The 16,317-nt window shown below is 37.3% G+C and carries 13 protein-coding genes; 9 read left to right on the top strand and 4 right to left on the bottom strand.

Going from position 1 to position 16,317, the window contains the following annotated elements; translation table 11 throughout:
- Positions 1-2: 2 nt before the first annotated feature.
- Positions 3-1,070, bottom strand: a complete 1,068-nt coding sequence (locus tag MF646_RS01340) for a hypothetical protein (protein ID WP_250094680.1) — start codon at positions 1,068-1,070, stop codon at positions 3-5.
- Positions 1,071-1,720: 650 nt separating this feature from the next.
- On the opposite strand from MF646_RS01340, the gene MF646_RS01335 reads away from it, so the two are divergent.
- The 4 genes from MF646_RS01335 to MF646_RS01320 all read left to right on the top strand — a co-directional run bounded on the left by MF646_RS01335 (position 1,721) and on the right by MF646_RS01320 (position 8,853).
- Positions 1,721-5,932, top strand: coding sequence for a bacterial Ig-like domain-containing protein (locus MF646_RS01335; protein WP_250094679.1), 4,212 nt, complete (start codon positions 1,721-1,723; stop codon positions 5,930-5,932).
- A gap of 100 nt (positions 5,933-6,032) precedes the next feature.
- A complete protein-coding gene (locus tag MF646_RS01330; protein WP_250094678.1) occupies positions 6,033-6,401 on the top strand; it encodes a small nuclear ribonucleoprotein in 369 nt (122 codons plus the stop codon).
- Positions 6,402-6,560: 159 nt separating this feature from the next.
- The gene (locus MF646_RS01325; protein WP_250094677.1) at positions 6,561-8,273 is read left to right on the top strand and encodes a DUF2207 domain-containing protein; all 1,713 of its coding nucleotides are present in this window, start codon (positions 6,561-6,563) and stop codon (positions 8,271-8,273) included.
- A 187-nt stretch (positions 8,274-8,460) separates the two neighbouring features.
- Complete coding sequence (locus MF646_RS01320) at positions 8,461-8,853, top strand: cytochrome-c oxidase (RefSeq protein WP_250094676.1); 393 nt, start codon at positions 8,461-8,463, stop codon at positions 8,851-8,853.
- A 74-nt stretch (positions 8,854-8,927) separates the two neighbouring features.
- Here the strand turns inward: MF646_RS01320 and phaC are convergent, their stop codons facing one another.
- The 3 genes from phaC to MF646_RS01305 all read right to left on the bottom strand — a co-directional run bounded on the left by phaC (position 8,928) and on the right by MF646_RS01305 (position 11,386).
- On the bottom strand, positions 8,928-10,016 hold the full coding sequence (gene phaC, locus MF646_RS01315) for a class III poly(R)-hydroxyalkanoic acid synthase subunit PhaC (protein WP_250094675.1): 1,089 nt from the start codon (positions 10,014-10,016) through the stop codon (positions 8,928-8,930).
- Positions 10,017-10,053: 37 nt separating this feature from the next.
- Positions 10,054-10,836: a 3-oxoacyl-[acyl-carrier-protein] reductase gene (fabG, locus tag MF646_RS01310; RefSeq protein ID WP_250094674.1), complete on the bottom strand. Its 783-nt coding sequence runs from the start codon at positions 10,834-10,836 to the stop codon at positions 10,054-10,056.
- A 61-nt stretch (positions 10,837-10,897) separates the two neighbouring features.
- On the bottom strand, positions 10,898-11,386 hold the full coding sequence (locus MF646_RS01305) for a poly(R)-hydroxyalkanoic acid synthase subunit PhaE (RefSeq protein ID WP_250094673.1): 489 nt from the start codon (positions 11,384-11,386) through the stop codon (positions 10,898-10,900).
- A gap of 260 nt (positions 11,387-11,646) precedes the next feature.
- Between MF646_RS01305 and phaQ the strand changes: the two genes are divergently transcribed.
- From phaQ to MF646_RS01280, 5 genes are all read left to right on the top strand, one after another.
- Positions 11,647-12,057, top strand: coding sequence for a poly-beta-hydroxybutyrate-responsive repressor (phaQ, locus tag MF646_RS01300; protein WP_250094672.1), 411 nt, complete (start codon positions 11,647-11,649; stop codon positions 12,055-12,057).
- A 133-nt stretch (positions 12,058-12,190) separates the two neighbouring features.
- Entirely contained in the window at positions 12,191-12,700 is a 510-nt protein-coding gene (locus MF646_RS01295; protein WP_250094671.1) for a hypothetical protein, read from the top strand.
- 201 nt (positions 12,701-12,901) lie between these two features.
- Positions 12,902-13,642 (top strand): 3-oxoacyl-[acyl-carrier-protein] reductase, encoded by a 741-nt coding sequence (fabG, locus tag MF646_RS01290; protein ID WP_250094670.1) that lies wholly within the window; start codon positions 12,902-12,904, stop codon positions 13,640-13,642.
- Between the two features lie 204 nt (positions 13,643-13,846).
- Complete coding sequence (locus MF646_RS01285) at positions 13,847-14,404, top strand: RNA polymerase sigma factor (RefSeq protein WP_250094669.1); 558 nt, start codon at positions 13,847-13,849, stop codon at positions 14,402-14,404.
- Positions 14,397-15,821, top strand: coding sequence for a hypothetical protein (locus MF646_RS01280; RefSeq protein WP_250094668.1), 1,425 nt, complete (start codon positions 14,397-14,399; stop codon positions 15,819-15,821). The genes MF646_RS01285 and MF646_RS01280 overlap by 8 nt, the downstream gene beginning before the upstream one ends.
- The last annotated feature ends 496 nt before the right edge of the window (positions 15,822-16,317 follow it).

Raw genomic sequence — 16,317 nt, 5'->3', positions numbered from 1 at the left:
TTCTACCTCTGTATTTTAGTCAAATGTAACGTTGGTTGATGATCATGCGTGATCACTTCCCAATAATGCAGCATGTTATCGTGTACTGTAACATGTTCATTTCGTGAAGCGATTATTTCTTCTGATAACACATTTAAATTTTTATCAAAAACATGTTTATGAAGGTACAGGCTATCATTTGAAAATACCTCAATTTCACCTATTTCATTGCTGCTCATATGAACAAGTTCTCCAACTTCAGCTACTTTTTCTTTTTTACTTTCATCATAAAGAGGTTCGCCACTATCTAAAGAAACTTGCAGCAAGCCAGTTGATTTTTTTCCAAAGCCATATAACTTATTGTTAGCAAAATCAATATAGCTAGGTTTTTCAATCCCACCTTCTGGAAAGTACTTAATTGAGATTGATTGTTTTTCTAATGTATCATCTTCAATTGGAATCACATTATAAGTAATTTCCTTTGTTTCAACGCCACTATTACTGCTATAAATAACGGCTTTTCCATGTGAAGATGGAATGATGTCTAAATTATAAACAATGGGTATCGAGGCAAGGACTACTTCTTCACTAAATGTACCATCTCTCGTTAGTTGTCTTATACTAATTTCTCGTTGTGGTTGCGACCAAGACCCTGTATCTTTCAGCACTAAAAGGTGCGTCCCTTCTAATTTCCAAGATAAATAATCATTGTTATCAAATAAGGCTTTGTTGGTAACCTCCCAATTTTCATTTGTAGCAACAGACCCATGTAACCCAGTCGTACCAAGGAAACCATTTTTTGTCGTCCAAACGACAAATGTGACATCGTCCTCTTCAATGATAGAAAGGTTTGAATTCCGATCAAAAAAACCATCGTCATTCAATTGAATTTGTAACTTTGGGTCAAATGTATCACCACCAAAAGCGGCGACCTCTTCAACAACGTTTGGTGTTGCGATATTCATCGAGCTAACCACTTGAGCTTCGATGTTCTCACTCTCGTTCAGTTCCTCAATGGCATCGTACTTAGATTCTTGACACCCGGAAACAAAAATGCTTAAAAGAATAGAACAGATAACTAGTTTTTTCATGAATAGTGAAACCTCCTTGTCTCATATTTTTAACCATTCTGAGCTAGAAAGGGGAAGATTATTCATATCGGACTTTCCAGCCTCAGAGACTTTCCTATTTAGGGGTACTGAGGTGGACAGATTATTTTGGAGTGTGTAATGGATACATACAATTTCGTAAAAGTACATAATTGCCTTTAACAAGAATGGGAAGTGCTTATAGAATCATAAGGGGGAAGTACTCCTATTTATATTTTCCTATAAAGTACTAAATTTCAGTCTTTCTTTTAATTAATCGGTACATTTATGGGAGGAGATTAGGTACTATGGTCCAAGTCTAATAACACGTTGACAGAGTCTTTGTAAGCGTTTACTATTTTAATAGAATAACAACGTTGTTATTGTTAGTGGTCAACCCTCTAAATATAACTCTCCCAAGTTGTTTGAATTCAGCAAAAATAACAACGTTGTTATTAGGTAGTCCGATCCTTCCAGAGGTGACTTATTCAATTATCACTCAAGCTTTATTTTTACTAATTTACATGAAAGGTTAATCCATTTCATGAAAGCTTAAAAACGCTGTAGTTTTCATGATGTTTAAATATGACCAACTTAACGGAAGGGAGGATACATAGGAAAAAGCTAAATTTGATAAAGGAGAGGGTTATTAAATGAAAAGAAAACATAAAAGATGGCTAGCGATGTTGATGGCATTCATTCTTGTTTTATCTCCTATGAATCTAGCTGTCTTTGCAGAGGCGGACGAGGATGAAACAAGTCCTGAGATGATTAACATTAAAAGTGATTGGCAAGGCAGTGTCTTTGGAGACAATGGGGGACAAGGAAATATTACTTACGAAAATTTTGAAATCACGGAAAATGATGATGAAACGGTAACTCTTCGTAGTTCTAATAATAGAGGAAAGATAGCTAGTTCGACTGAAGGAATCGCCTATTATTTTAAGGAAGTTCCGTCTGATGGCAACTTTGAACTAACAGCAACAGCTCATGTCGATGCATGGACTGCTAATAGCCAAGTTTCCTTTGGTTTAATGCTAAGGGGAGATATTTTAGAAAATGAAAATAAAAGCGACTTTACAGGAGATTACGTGGCTGTTGGTGCGCTTGATCAAGTAATGAAAGGCTTCTATAAATATGAAAATGAAAATGTTCATAAGGATGGGTTGGCATTTAATGCAAATGCACCAGCAGCTGACGAAGAATACAAGTTAAGTATTCAAAAATCAGGAAACCTGTATATCTTAAAGATTAATGATGAAATTCAGACGATTGAAAGCTATGATGGAAAGATCATCTATGCTGGTCTATTCACATCTAGAAATACAACAGTTACCTTTAGTGATGTAAATTTGGAAGTCGCTTCCGGACAGGTTAACAGCATACATGCAGATACAACCGACATGAAAACTGAATACCTACGTGGTGAACAGCTTGACCTATCAGGTTTAAAAGTGAAAGCCATATTTGAGGATGACACTGAAGCTGAACTTTCCAGCAGTGACTACATAGTCACTGGATTTGACAGCAGCGAAGTCGGCACAAATACCATTACAATTCATTACAATGGTGTTACTACAACAATAGACCTTGAAATTAAGGTACCTGGTGTAACTGGGCTCGACATTAAATATTACCCGGCAAAATCCGTCTATTATAAAGGGGATTCCTTTGACCCACAAGGATTGGTCGTCGTAGCAGAATATGAAAATGGATTTGACTATCAAGAGCTTACGAGCGGTCAATATTCGTTTGTGATTGCTGGGGAAGAGTTGTCTGAAGAAGGCTACACGTTTGAAGAGGCGGGAACTGTAGAAGTAACAGTTCAATCGACTGAAACACCTGAAACAACGACGAGTTTTGATGTAGAAGTTAAAGATGCAGAGATCGCTAAACTTGATATAAGACAGCTACCGGTAAAAACTCTTTACTTCTTAGGAGATGAGTTGGATCTTGCTGGCTTAAGTTTATATGCTGAATATAGCGATAAGAGTGCGGTAAGACTTCTGCCGGGTGAGTATGATGTGTCTGTTCTTGATACAACAATAGTTGGGGAGAAAGAAATTACTCTAGCTTACAAAGGAGTAACAGTCAACTTCCAAGTAGTCGTGAAAGAAAAAGAGTTATCGGCCATTGAAGTAACGAGTTATCCAAAAACAACGTATGTCGTTGGCGAAACTTTTGATTCTACAGGATTAGAAGTATCAAAAGTATATGATAACTTGGACATGGAAGTTTTATCTACTGATGATTATAAGATTGATGAATCAGAGTTTGATAGCTCTGAAGCTGGAACGTACGAAATTAACATCGTTCCGGAAGAGAATGATATCAAGTCAATTTCGTTCCAAGTAACCGTTAGAGAACCTGTTGAACCAGCATGGAAAAAAATGAGATTTGGACAATCGTCTTCTGATCAGCGTAACTATGTTGATGTCCAAGATGATGGGACTGTGAAGTTAGTGGCGTTAGAAGGCGGTGGGAAAATTACAGGCGATCATGATGGAATCTCGTTTTACTATACGGAGATAGATGCGGAAGAAGATAACTTTAAATTGACTGCTGATATAAAGGTTATTGAATACGCAAAGACTCCTCATGATGGACAAGAATCTTTTGGAATCATGGCAAGAGATGCAGTTAATTCGGTTCAAGATGCAAGTGTGTTTGCATCGAACATTGCTGCTGTCGGTGGATTTAGTGGTGGAACAAGAGATGAGAACGGAACGCAAGGCTTTATTAGAACTGGCGTGTTAGCTTCTGACGGGGAAGGTAGCGAGGGCATTCAAAAGCAGATGCTGAAAAATGTTAGACCAACAACAGATAATACGTACCCTGCCCAAGAATATAGACTAACGCTTGCGAAAACAAACAGCGGCTACACAATGAAGCTTAATAATGACGAAGAAGTGATGTTCTATGAACCAGAAATCTTAGATGTTCAAGATTCCAAAATTTACGTCGGCTTCTATACAGCGCGGCTGGCAACAATCGAAGTAAGTAATATTGATTTTACGGTTACTGCTGCTGCAACGGATGCACCAAAGGTTGAACCACCAGCGGAGCCGGTTACACCAAGTTTTACGATTGAATCACTTGATAAAACATCCAATACGGATTACAACCTGATGGTTCAATCCAATGTAGATGGGTTTGTCACGATTAGACAAGGGCAAGAGGTGATCGCTCAGGATGTAGAAGTGAAAGCAGGAGAAATTCGTGAAGTTGCTGCAAAGCTTAATTCAGGGAATACCAATTTTAGTCTTTCATTTTTGCCCGATGATACGCAGTATTTAACTTCCTACCATCAAATTGTTCGAAACTTTACAGTTCAATCAAAAATATTTGATGGAGATATTTATGTCTCGCCAACGGGGACAAGCAGTGGAGACGGTTCAAGAGAGAACCCTCTCGATCTTGATACCGCTATTCATTTTGTAAGTGAAGGACAAAAAATTATTGTCCTTGAAGGTCAATATGTACGTAATTCAAAGCTTGAGATTAAAAAGTATAACGACGGTACTAAGGATGCAATGAAGTATTTAGTCGCTGATCCTGAAGCAAAAGACCGACCTGTCATTGATTTTGACAGACGCTCAGAAGGAGTCGTTCATAGTGGTGATTACTGGCATGTAAAAGGAATAGACTTTGCTCGTTCGGCTGGAAATACAAAAGGGTATACGATTGGCGGTAGTCATAATATTGTTGAGGATGTTCGTGTGTACGAGCATGGTGATACAGGGTTACAAATTAGTCGTACAGATGGTTCGCCAAATAAGGAAGATTGGCCATCGTACAACCTCATATTAAATAGCGTTGCCTTTGATAATCGTGATCCGTCTGAAAATAATGCAGATGGGTTTGCAGCTAAGCTAACAGTAGGTGAAGGGAATGTATTTAGAGGGTGTATCTCACATAACAATATTGATGATGGCTGGGATCTATACACAAAAGTCGGAACAGGTGCAATTGGTGCTGTGACAATTGAAAATAGCATTGCCTTTAATAATGGACGCTTAACAAATGGCTATGAAGGGAATGCTGGGAAAAATGGATTTAAGCTTGGTGGAGAAGGAGTTCACGTTCCGCATGTGATTAAAAATAGCATTGCATTTGGAAATGGTTACTTTGGATTCACAAGTAATAGTAATCCAGGGTTGATTGCTAAAAACAACATCGGCTTTAACAACCATGGGGCAAACTTAAGCTTTACAACATACGCGCACATTCCAACTGATTTTACAATCGACGGTTTTGTGTCATACAGAACAGCGGAGGTAGGGAGTGCAAAAGATAGTTACCCTTCAAACGTGGAGTCGGATAATAACTATTTCTTTACTGGATCAAAATCAGTAAATAAATCTGGAGAGACATTGTCAAATGATATCTTAGATAGCCTTGAATCAATTTTTGAATATGATAGTGATGGAAATATTGTTTCGATTAAACGGGGGGGAGATGGAGAGATCCTCTGGGGAGATGTATGGGATACATTTAATGAATTAGTTAACCCTGAATCAGAAGCTGAAACTGTAGAAGCAGCGATTGACTTCACTCCACATGTTCTAAATGTAAAAGGTGTTAATAACAGTAGTGGTAACAATCCATCCGTTGCGACGGTAAAAATTGAGTTTGCAGATGAGACAACAAATCAAGAGGTTGTAGTAGAATCCATTCGATTGAACGGTATAGTTAAGCCTGTTCAAGATGCTGACATTGATGGTCAGAAAGTAACGGTCAAATTTTCTAGACAAGACCTTGCAAAGATACTTGAAGAAGGAAATCAAGTTCCGATTGTTATTACTGGCCAGCTTGAATCTGGCGCTTTGTTTGAAGGTACAACACATATTACAGTTCGTAAGTAAAGTGAAAGGCGGCTGAGAGTTGATTCTCAGCTGTCTTTTTCTGTAGGTGTCACACTCTCCAGCTAGGTGAATATCATGTATTTTGAAAGGAGAGGAAAAAATGAATAATTATTATCAAAGTGAACTCGATGATACAAGAGCATTGCATGATCAATGCAAGCAATATATGCATTATCATGTAACATTAACAATGAGAGATGGCAGTAATGTAGATGGGATCATTCAAAGTGTTGGTACTGATGGCGTTCATGTTTTAGTTGGCGAGGATGTTATGGACCGTAGTGACGAACAAGATGAGCGTTACTATGCTGGCGGATATGGTTATGGGTTTCCTAGAAGAAGGTTTAGACGGTTTAGACCACACTTTTTCCCGCTTGCTAGTTTAGCTGCTCTAGCTTTATTACCTTATGTCTATCCAGCTCCATATCCGTACTCTTATCCGTATCCGTACCCTTACCCATATTATTAATAGCGAATGCAAAAGAGCCATTATAAAATATAACGTTACAGTAGAACATCTATATTACAGCGCATTGGATTCCAATGCGCTATTTTATAATGTCATACATTTTAGCGATGAAACTTTTCCACTTCAATAACGTATATAGTAGTGGAAGGTGGGACGGACATGAAAAATAAAAAAATGATAAGTTTGTTAATCGTAGCTCTGCTGTTATTTATTCCTTCAAAAGTGTTAGCAGTTGAATATGAAATTACAAGTGTCGAAATACATGCATACTTACAAGCGAATGGGAATGTCTCAGTCCAGGAAAGTCATACGTATGACTTCAGTGGTGAGTTTGGAGGGATAATTCGAGAAATAATTCCGAAAAAGGGATGGGAGATTTTTCAACTAGAAGCATTTGAAGATAATCTACCTTTACTAATCGAATCAAATGAAACCGAGCATCGCATCCATCGGTCTGGAGAAGATGAAACGATCAAGATAGACCTCTTTTATGAAATAAAAAATGGTGTTGATGTTTACACAGACGTTGCTGAATTTTACTGGCCATTCTTTGACCGAAGCAATGATTCCACATACGGAAATTTAACGATTAATGTTTATCCCCCAGAATCAACAGCAAATGTGATTGCCTTTGGTTATGATGAGGCCTTTCAAAAAGAGACAGTTTTACAAGGTGGGCATGTTCAATACAACTTTGGGCAAGTACCGAGTAAACGAAATGGGGACATTCGAGTTGCTTATGATGCAAACCTCTTCGGTGCAGCAACGATTTCTTCCAATCAACTAATGCGAACAGAGATTGAAGAGACCAAACAACAATTACTTGAAAAAGAAGCTGCAGCATTAGAGAGAAAAGATTCACTCTCGTCCATTGGTACGATGATAGTACCTTTATTTAGTTTCGTTTTACTTTTCCTTCTTTACCGAGCTTGGTTTGAGGCGAAAGGAAAGCGCTCATCGCTCATGCGAGAAGTAACAACTTGGGAACTTATCCCAAAGGAAACACTCTCAATGCTAACAACCATTTTTTATATGAATTACCAACAGATCCACCCAGAGACTGTTGCCGCTGCGCTATTAGATTTAGTACGTAAAGGCTATGTGAAGAAACTTAAAGATGATCGTTTTAGATTAGTTGATCGAAGTGAGTTATTGAAACACGAAACAGTATTGGTTGAATGGTTGTTTGATGAAATAGGAAATGATAATGAGTTTAACTTTGATGATTTATCATCCTATCTTAAAAATAAGAAGAATCATCAAAAATACCAACGTCAAAAAGTAAAATGGCAGGAAGCTGTACGAGTTGAATTAAAAGAAGCTAGTTTGTATGAAAATAAGGTCAAATACCGTGTAATAGTAGGCTTATTAAGTATGATTTTACTTCCGTTTATTATATTATTTGCTATTCATGGGTTAATCTTTTTTGCCGTATCATCTGGCATCTTGTGTATAGCATTGATACTATTTGCGATTTGTTATAATCCAAAGACATGGGATGGTACAAAGGTCACTCTTCAGTGGCGTAACTTTAAACAACAATTTCCAAATATGCAGCCTTCAAATTGGCAAGTTTTATCCGAAGATGATAAAATGCGTGCCTTCATTTACGGGCTAGGAATGAATGAAAAAAGTATTAAGAAGAAAAATGAAACATTATTGAATGCTTTTAACCCAACAATAAGCGCAAATCCATCAGGTGCAGCATATAGCTTCGATTCAACTTGGCTTATCATTGCAGCGGTTACATCCTCGAATTTTAAACGTGCAGATAAGACGACTGGAGTGGTCGATAGTAGTTCTGGAGGCAGTTCTATTAGTGGAGGCGGCTCCGGAGCAGGAGGTGGAGGGGGAGGATCTGGAGCGTTTTAACATTTATTTTAGTTAATTAATAGGTAATTACGGAAGTCAAGTTAGACAACTGTAATTACCTTTTTGTATGGTCAATTAGATACTATTTGAACGTAATAAAGAAAAATATTTTGTGAAAATGGCAACCTTGACTGGAATAAAGTACATAGGACGTTTGTATAATGACAAAAGAAGGGAGGTGAAACATTTGGGAATTAAATTTATTAAGATCTCAGTTGTTTATTTCGTCATTGGAGTTTCTCTTGGTTATTATATGTCTGTTGCTCATGCTTATAATCTGACGGGGGTTCATGTCCATATTAATCTATTAGGGTGGACTTCGATGACACTTGCGGGTATTCTTTACACATTATTTCCAAGAGCGGAGTCTAGTATTCTAGGAAAAGTTCATTTTTGGCTTCATAACATTGGGCTGCCGCTTATGATGATCGGTTTATTCTTCTTGCTTCAAGGAAATAGCTCTCTTCACTTCTTCATTCCAATTGGTGCTACGGCAGTATTATTAGCTGTTATTTTATTTGCAATTAATATTTTGAAAAATGCAAAAAATGAGGACGTTCAATCATTATTTCAAAGGTAAATTAATTACGAAAAAAAAGGTGTGACCCTAGCAATTAAATGCATAGGGATTCACATCCTTTTTTTAATAGATTATTACTTTGAATGATCAGTTAACCATTCTTCAATTAATGGATACGTATGTTTCACAGCACTTCTTCCGACAGTTACAGAGACGTGACCAGCAGGAATTAGCTTAAATGTTTTATCTTTACTAGATATTTTATCCATTAGACGTTCAGTTTGTTCAGGGATAGCAATATGATCGCGATCAGCTGCAATGTTTAGAACGTTTGCTTTAATGTTCTTTAGCTCAACTTGCTGTCCACGAATATACAGCTCATCCTTAATTAACTTATTCTTCTGATAAAATTCACCGATCCATTGTCTGTACGCTTCACCAGGGAAAGGTACTCCATCACCGACCCATTTTTGCATGAGAGTCCAGTTTTTAACGAATTTGTCGTTATCTGCACGATCAGCTAGTGCGACATATGGGCCAAAGTAGTTGACAAGTGGTTTTAATAATTTGTTACCGAAATCAATTGTTTCAGCTGGGATGTTGCCAAATGTATCAACCATAAGATCTAAATTGAAATATCTTTCATCGACCCAATTCGTAAATAATCCTGCATCTTCAAAGTCGAATGGGCTCGTCAAAAAGATCGTATTACGAATCGGCAAGTTCGGATGTAGTGCTGAGAAAATAGCAGTTAATGTCCCGCCGATACAATAGCCAAGTAAGCTAATTTCTTTCGCTTCAGATGTGCGAAGTACTTTCTTCACTGCGCGTGGGATATAATCTAGCACGTAGTCATCCAATTTCATATGACGGTCTTCATAACCTGGTGTTCCCCAGTCTAACAAATAAACGTCATGTCCCTTATCTGTTAAATACTCAATTAGGCTACTGCCAGGAGCTAAATCGAGAATATAAGGTTTATTTATTAGCGCATAGATCATTAAGATTGGAACTTTATTTGTCTTTTTCTTAGCTGGCTGATAGCGGTAAAGCTTAGCTTTATTTTTCGTCCATATTACCTCTTTAGGAGTCTGACCTACTTTTGGTTCAGGCTCTTTTGTCAGGACATCCATAACTCGTTTAAAACGTTTTATGTCTTTTTGGCAATCCTCAGGCACTGTTTCCATTAATGTTTCTAGCGATTTGGTACTAGTATAAACCATTAACCATTCTCCTTTTCACATCTAACCTAAATTTTTGTTACATGTATAATCCGCCATTTACATTGATGCACTGACCAGTGATATAACTGTTATTTGCTAAGAATAACACAGCGTCAGCAATTTCAGCAGTTTGACCTAGGCGCTTCATTGGAACTTTTCCTACAATTTGTTCTAATACTTTTTCAGGCATTTCTGCAACCATTTCCGTTTCGATAAATCCAGGGCAAACAGCATTGACTGTAACTCCTTTACTAGCCGTTTCTAATGCAAGGGATTTTGTAAATCCAATCATTCCTGCTTTTGAAGCAGCATAGTTTGTTTGTCCGAAACCACCAGCTTGACCGATGATAGAGCTAATATTAATAATGCGACCAAATTGTTGCTCAAGCATAGGGTTAATAACGGCTGAAGTAGTATGATAGATACTATTCAAGTTTACGTTAATAACTTCATTCCATTCTTGTTCGCTAAGCTTTTTGAACGTGCGGTCTCTTGTAATTCCTGCATTGTTAACAAGGATGTCTACTTTGCCGTAATAGTCGATCGTATTTTCAACTAAAGCGTGTGCTTGATCATAGTTAGATACATCTGCTTGGAATGCGACACCGCTTCCACCAAGTTGATCAATTTCAAAAAGCACTCCATCTGCAGCATCTTTTCTAGCGTTGTAGTTAATGACAACTTTTGCACCTTTGCTAGCTAGATCTTTAGCAATTGCTGCACCAATTCCACGTGACCCTCCTGTTACGATGGCAACTTTTCCTTCCAAACTTAATCCTTCTTGTAGTTTTTGAGCTGATTCATTTTGAATAATTGACATTTTCATTCCTCCAAATATGTTTGTAGTTTAGTTTGTGTAGTAATGAGCTTATAAGTTTAGTTTACTCTGGCTTATGCTCTTGCTGCTCTTGCTGTTCTTGTTGCTCTGGCTTTTGTTCTGAAGACGGTGAAGGAGCGTTTGATGACGACTCTTCTTCATTCGTCAAGATCTTTAAGATTTGACTCATTTTCTTATCGAGTCTTGTAATACTAGCTTTTAATTTAGTGATTTCTGAGGATACATTTTGATTAAGAAGCTCGTCATCAATTTTCTCGTCAAGATTTTCGACTTTTTCCTCAACATTAATAATTAATGAGGCAATACTTGAGATTTCTTCACGAGTTGGAACATTGATTTGCTTGAGATACGCATCAGTTGCACTTTGAATGAACTGTTGGTATTGGAGGTATCCACTTTGTAAATGCCCTAAATACTCCGCGTATTCTTCTTTTTTCAGAGTTTCGTGGATTGCGTCACTTAGATTTGACTCTGTTTGTTCATACATGCTTTTCCACAGGGCAAAAGGATCTAGCGTGGTTTGTTTTGTCATGAATCCCACTCCTAACTTTATTAAAAGATTGTACAACTTAATAGTAAGGCAAAATGAGTAGATTTTTGGCAAAAACAATTCGTAAAATAGTTTCATTTTTCCTTAAATTTTGACATTTTTCACGCTTACATTTGGATAATGGTGTCGTTTTTTATCTTTTTATGTCGTATTTTGAATAAAGTAGTAAGGGTTGACTTTTTTTACCTATAGGTGTAAATTACACATATAGATAATTAAATATTTGGTGAGAAGGTGATAGAATGACACCCAGAAGCAGTAGCATAGATAAAAAGAAAGCAGAAGCAGCAGGAGCTCCCAAAAATTTCATTATTCCTGTTTTACTATTGCTATTAAAAGATTGGAATGCACATGGTTATGAATTAATGCAAAAACTAACGCAATTTGGGTTTCACTCTGTTGATCAAGGGAACTTCTATCGAATTCTTCGTCAACTAGAAAAAGATGAATTAGTTACATCCGAATGGGATACAACATCATCTGGACCAGCAAAAAGAATTTATTCCATTACTTCGGCAGGAGAGCAATACCTTGATATTTGGGCAAGTTCACTAGAGCAATATCAAAAGATGCTTGATCAGTTTTTCAACATGTACACAAACTTCTTCACACCACCTAGATACACAAAAAATGAAGATAAGAAGAATGATTAGATAAGCTTCATAGTCAGTCACCGAAACTTGTTAGTAACATAAACAAATGTTTTAGCTTTGTTTTATGTTGTTAATACCGAGTCATAATTTGACTTTGGTAAATATATAACTTAATTATGTGGAGGGATTTTAGATGGTGGCAAAAAAGGAGACGAATAATTCAAATAATGGTTTCGTAAAAGATTGGTGGAGTCAATTTAATTTCATTGAAGAATTTGAAGCAAGAACACTGCAAGCGTTTGATAGTCAAAAAGAGTGGATTGAAGGAACGAAAGAACAGTTAAATCAATTTGAAGAAAATTCAAAAAAGATGACAACAGAGTGGAAAACAAGTACACAGTCATTACTTGAGAATTATAACAGCGCATTTGGAGTTCAAAATTATCAAGAGTGGTTAAATAAAATAGAAGATATCAGTCATAAATCTCAATCAATTGCTACATTACCAAGTAAAGCTTCACTTGAACTTCTTTCAAAATCAAATGAACAATTACAAGATGCATTTGCAAATGCAATCGCTCAAAACCAAAAAATGCGTGAAAAATCAACGAATGCATTTGAAGGGGTTTTTGACCAATGGAAGCAAACACAGCCTCAGATGTTCAAATTCTTTGACTTCTATGCAACAACTAATGCAAAATAATTCATTCTAATAGGAATCCAAGCTTATTCATAAATATAACAGCTTCTTAGGAATTAGACTTCTCAAGATGATCCAAGTTAGACTTTATGAATGGCTAGTTTTCCTTTTTTTATGCGCAAACGCTTTCTATACCCTTTATTACTATTGACCTTGTTACTTGGAACTGGAGAGAAACATGAAAAAAAGTAAGGGGGAATGGAAATGAGATTAAAAGGAAAAGTCGCGATTATCACAGGTGCATCAAGAGGTATTGGTGAAGCAACAGCGAAAAAATTTGCCATAGAGGGTGCAAAGCTAGCTTTAGTGGATGTGAATAAAACTGAAGTTGAGCGTACTTCCACTATGATACAAGAGCTTGGTGGAGAAAGTATCGCACTTGAAGGAGATGTAACGGATCGTCAAAATGTTGAGAACATAATGGAAGAAACTGTTGCTCAGTATGGTCGAATTGACATTGTCGTCAATAATGCAGGAATTACAAATGACGCGAAATTAGTAAAGATGACCGAAGCGCAATGGGACAGCGTCATTAATGTGAATCTAAAAGGCGTATTTAATGTTGCTCAAGAGGCAGCAAAAGTAATGATTGAACAAAAGAGTGGAGTTATATTAAATGCTTCTTCTGTTGTTGGTCTTTACGGGAATTTTGGCCAGACGAATTATGCTGCCGCTAAATGGGGAGTAAACGGAATGACAAAGTCTTGGGCTAAGGAATTAGGGAAATATGGAATCCGTGTAAATGCTATTGCTCCTGGGTTTATTGCGACACCTATGGTAGAAAAAATGCCAGAGAAAATTATAGACATGATGAAGGAAAAATCAGTCTTAAATTGTATGGGAGATCCAGAGGATATAGCGAATGGTTATGCGTTCCTTGCGTCGGATGAAGCGAAATATATTACAGGAACGATCTTAAGCATTGATGGTGGTACCGTTCTTTAGTCTCTTTGAATCTTGAATTGTAAAATAGTAATAAGAAGATACAAATATCAACGGATACAACACTTGTGAGATACAAGTGTTGTATCCGTTTTTGTTATTTCTGAGAATGCTATTCTAGATTTTAAAAAGAAATTTCAGATTTTAAGCATCTTTTCCTCTAGTTAATCGTCTATACTTACGACAAAAGATGGGGGAGGTTGAGAAATGAACGATCACGAACTCATACGTGAGATTCTTACAGGTGATCAACAAGCTATTCAACAATTACATGAACGATATGTGGATCGAATTTTTCAATACATATACATACAAACGAATAGCTATCACGATACAGAGGAACTGCTGCAGGATGTTTTCTTTAAAGTGGCACGGCAGCTAGGTCAATTTGAAGGGAAATCTTCATTTAAAACATGGATTTTTAAAATAGCCCGAAATGTTGTGATTGATTATTACCGTAAGCAAAAAAAGGAGAGGCAGTCCATTTCAATGGATAAAGACGTAATCGAACATTTAGGTGGCAAGGATGAATCAGCGGAGGTCACTGTTCTTCGTCATTTACATATGGATGAAATTCTCAAGACGATCGATAAGCTACCTAGTCATTATCAGGCTGTTCTCCATTTAAGGTTTATCGAGGGTTTTTCAACCAAAGAAACAGCGGACATTATGGGGAAATCCATTCTTTCGGTGAAATCAACTCAACGAAGGGCAAGATTGGCTCTATCTGAACGAATGAATATGGAGGTGAGTAGCCATGAATAACCGAAACCGTCATGAGGAAGAACTTCGTTATATTATGCAACAACGAGAGAAGATGAAAGCATCTAAGGAAGCACGTGATAAAAGTCTGCTAGCATTCCAAGATGGTTTAAAAGATATTAGTAATCGCTCTAAAAAGGAACCGCAACGAAAGATGATTCGTCAACGTGTAATTGGGAGCGTGGCTACAGCTGTTGCAGCAGGAATTGCGGGTCTATTAATTATAAATTTTACTGTCTTGCAAGACGACACACAAGATGATTTGCCAACCCATATCGTTCCAGATGTTGTAGATGAGAAGAGAAGGGGAGAATCGATTGATTTGCAGCATACCGAAGAAAACCCAGATATGTTATTCAGAATACTCGAACGGCCGACCTTTGATTATAATGATTTGAATGCAATGAATACGACTAGCATTTACAACGATACATTTTCTGTGTATCTGCCAAGGGAATGGTTTGTAGAGGAAGAGCAGGAGGAGGAGTTTTATTCCGTTCACGTACATGGTCCAGCCTCAGAGGAATTGAATCTTCTTCTCTTTGATGTAAATGCGGAAGAAGGACTAATAGAAGAGAAAATTCAAGAGCTAACTGCTGATTTTACTCAAACGGGGGGGACAACTGTACCACTAGATTTGTTAATTAACGAAATGCGAATGAATTTTCAGGTTTCATTTCCTTTCAGGGATGTCCTTCCTTTTGATCAGGAGAACACAAGGATGTATGCATTTATTGATGAAGACACCGGGCGTTTTCTCGAGGTATATGTATCTCAGTTATTTGGACACCCGATGATCTACACGGCTGATTTTCCTCTTGATGACAGGGAAAGCTGGTCTATATCGTGGCTCATATTCTCACAAATGAGAGTAGGAATGCCTTACATTTTTCCAGGATCAGAAGGAGAGCTTCACCAAGAGTACCAAAGACCTTTGGAACAAACGGTTCTCCTCCAAGTAGGAGCTATTGGGTTCGAGGAAGTTCAATTAGAGCTCTATGTAAATGAAGAAGCAGGAATCACAAGTTACCTTCCAAAAGATACAACGATTGAACGAATTGAACATGATTATTTTATAGAATGGCGCTTTAGCGACCCGGCGGTTTCAACTAATAGTTTTTACTCATTCGGTAAGCTTAAGGATGGATTTCCTATTGAACAAGGGAAAGAAATTATGTTTGATGCGTTTAACATCGACCTTTCATACCACGAAGACTTAGGCGGAGGGATTCCTCACCACTACGCCTACTATAGTGGAATGGACGAGGAGTTTATCGATGGGTACATTGAGCTGTTCGAACTGTCTGGAGAATGGTTTTACAAGCATAAGCATGCTGACCGAGAGGATTATAATGGAGGTGTGTTTATGCAAAGATTGGATACGTTTATTGGTTCTTTAGAGAAGCATCAGGGGATGTAAGGGTATCTCAAAAGCTAGAACAGAGGAGGCAATGGCTCCTTTCGTTAGCCTGAAAGGAATATCCACTTCTCTCAAGGCTCTAAAAGATGTAGAAACTTCGAGATTATCCCAAAGGTTAAAAGCATGCCTTTTTGGGATAATCCCCTTTATTCATGACTTTCCTTCATCCATATTCATTCGTCTTATCCTCATTTTATTAGATGGCCGCCTAAAGGACCATTATTTCTGAATGTATGACGATTATGTTAAAAGATAATCATAAGGCACGTGAACAAGCTAACAATGGGAAATACCAGTATGTTAAGAGAGCTTTTGATGAGGAAGAAGGAAATACAGCCAAACAGTGTTATGCCAAGAAGCATATCGTACAATAAAACGTAAAGATTCACCGAATATAAAAGTGCCAGATAAATTTAAAAAGAGATTAGTGAAATGGGGCAATTCTTATTTAGTTAAATTAAGGGGAGTTTATAGTTTTCTTAATTAAATATAATTG

Origin of the sequence: Halalkalibacter alkaliphilus, assembly GCF_023555415.1 — a bacterium.
GTDB classification, from domain to species: Bacteria; Bacillota; Bacilli; order Bacillales; family Bacillaceae_D; genus Halalkalibacter; species Halalkalibacter alkaliphilus.
The sequence above is the reverse complement of the archived record's forward strand: the minus strand, read 5'-3'. Positions and strand labels throughout refer to the sequence as shown.

Excerpts from the sequence above, each read along its gene's own strand:
- phaC (WP_250094675.1), bottom strand. The coding sequence starts at position 10,016 with ATGGTTTATACTAGTACCAAATCGCTAGAAACATTAATGGAAACAGTG.
- MF646_RS01335 (WP_250094679.1), top strand. The coding sequence starts at position 1,721 with ATGAAAAGAAAACATAAAAGATGGCTAGCGATGTTGATGGCATTCATT.
- fabG (WP_250094674.1), bottom strand. The coding sequence starts at position 10,836 with ATGTCAATTATTCAAAATGAATCAGCTCAAAAACTACAAGAAGGATTA.
- MF646_RS01330 (WP_250094678.1), top strand. The coding sequence starts at position 6,033 with ATGAATAATTATTATCAAAGTGAACTCGATGATACAAGAGCATTGCAT.
- MF646_RS01285 (WP_250094669.1), top strand. The coding sequence starts at position 13,847 with ATGAACGATCACGAACTCATACGTGAGATTCTTACAGGTGATCAACAA.
- MF646_RS01325 (WP_250094677.1), top strand. The coding sequence starts at position 6,561 with ATGAAAAATAAAAAAATGATAAGTTTGTTAATCGTAGCTCTGCTGTTA.
- MF646_RS01280 (WP_250094668.1), top strand. The coding sequence starts at position 14,397 with ATGAATAACCGAAACCGTCATGAGGAAGAACTTCGTTATATTATGCAA.
- MF646_RS01340 (WP_250094680.1), bottom strand. The coding sequence starts at position 1,070 with ATGAAAAAACTAGTTATCTGTTCTATTCTTTTAAGCATTTTTGTTTCC.
- MF646_RS01305 (WP_250094673.1), bottom strand. The coding sequence starts at position 11,386 with ATGACAAAACAAACCACGCTAGATCCTTTTGCCCTGTGGAAAAGCATG.
- fabG (WP_250094670.1), top strand. The coding sequence starts at position 12,902 with ATGAGATTAAAAGGAAAAGTCGCGATTATCACAGGTGCATCAAGAGGT.
- phaQ (WP_250094672.1), top strand. The coding sequence starts at position 11,647 with ATGACACCCAGAAGCAGTAGCATAGATAAAAAGAAAGCAGAAGCAGCA.
- MF646_RS01295 (WP_250094671.1), top strand. The coding sequence starts at position 12,191 with ATGGTGGCAAAAAAGGAGACGAATAATTCAAATAATGGTTTCGTAAAA.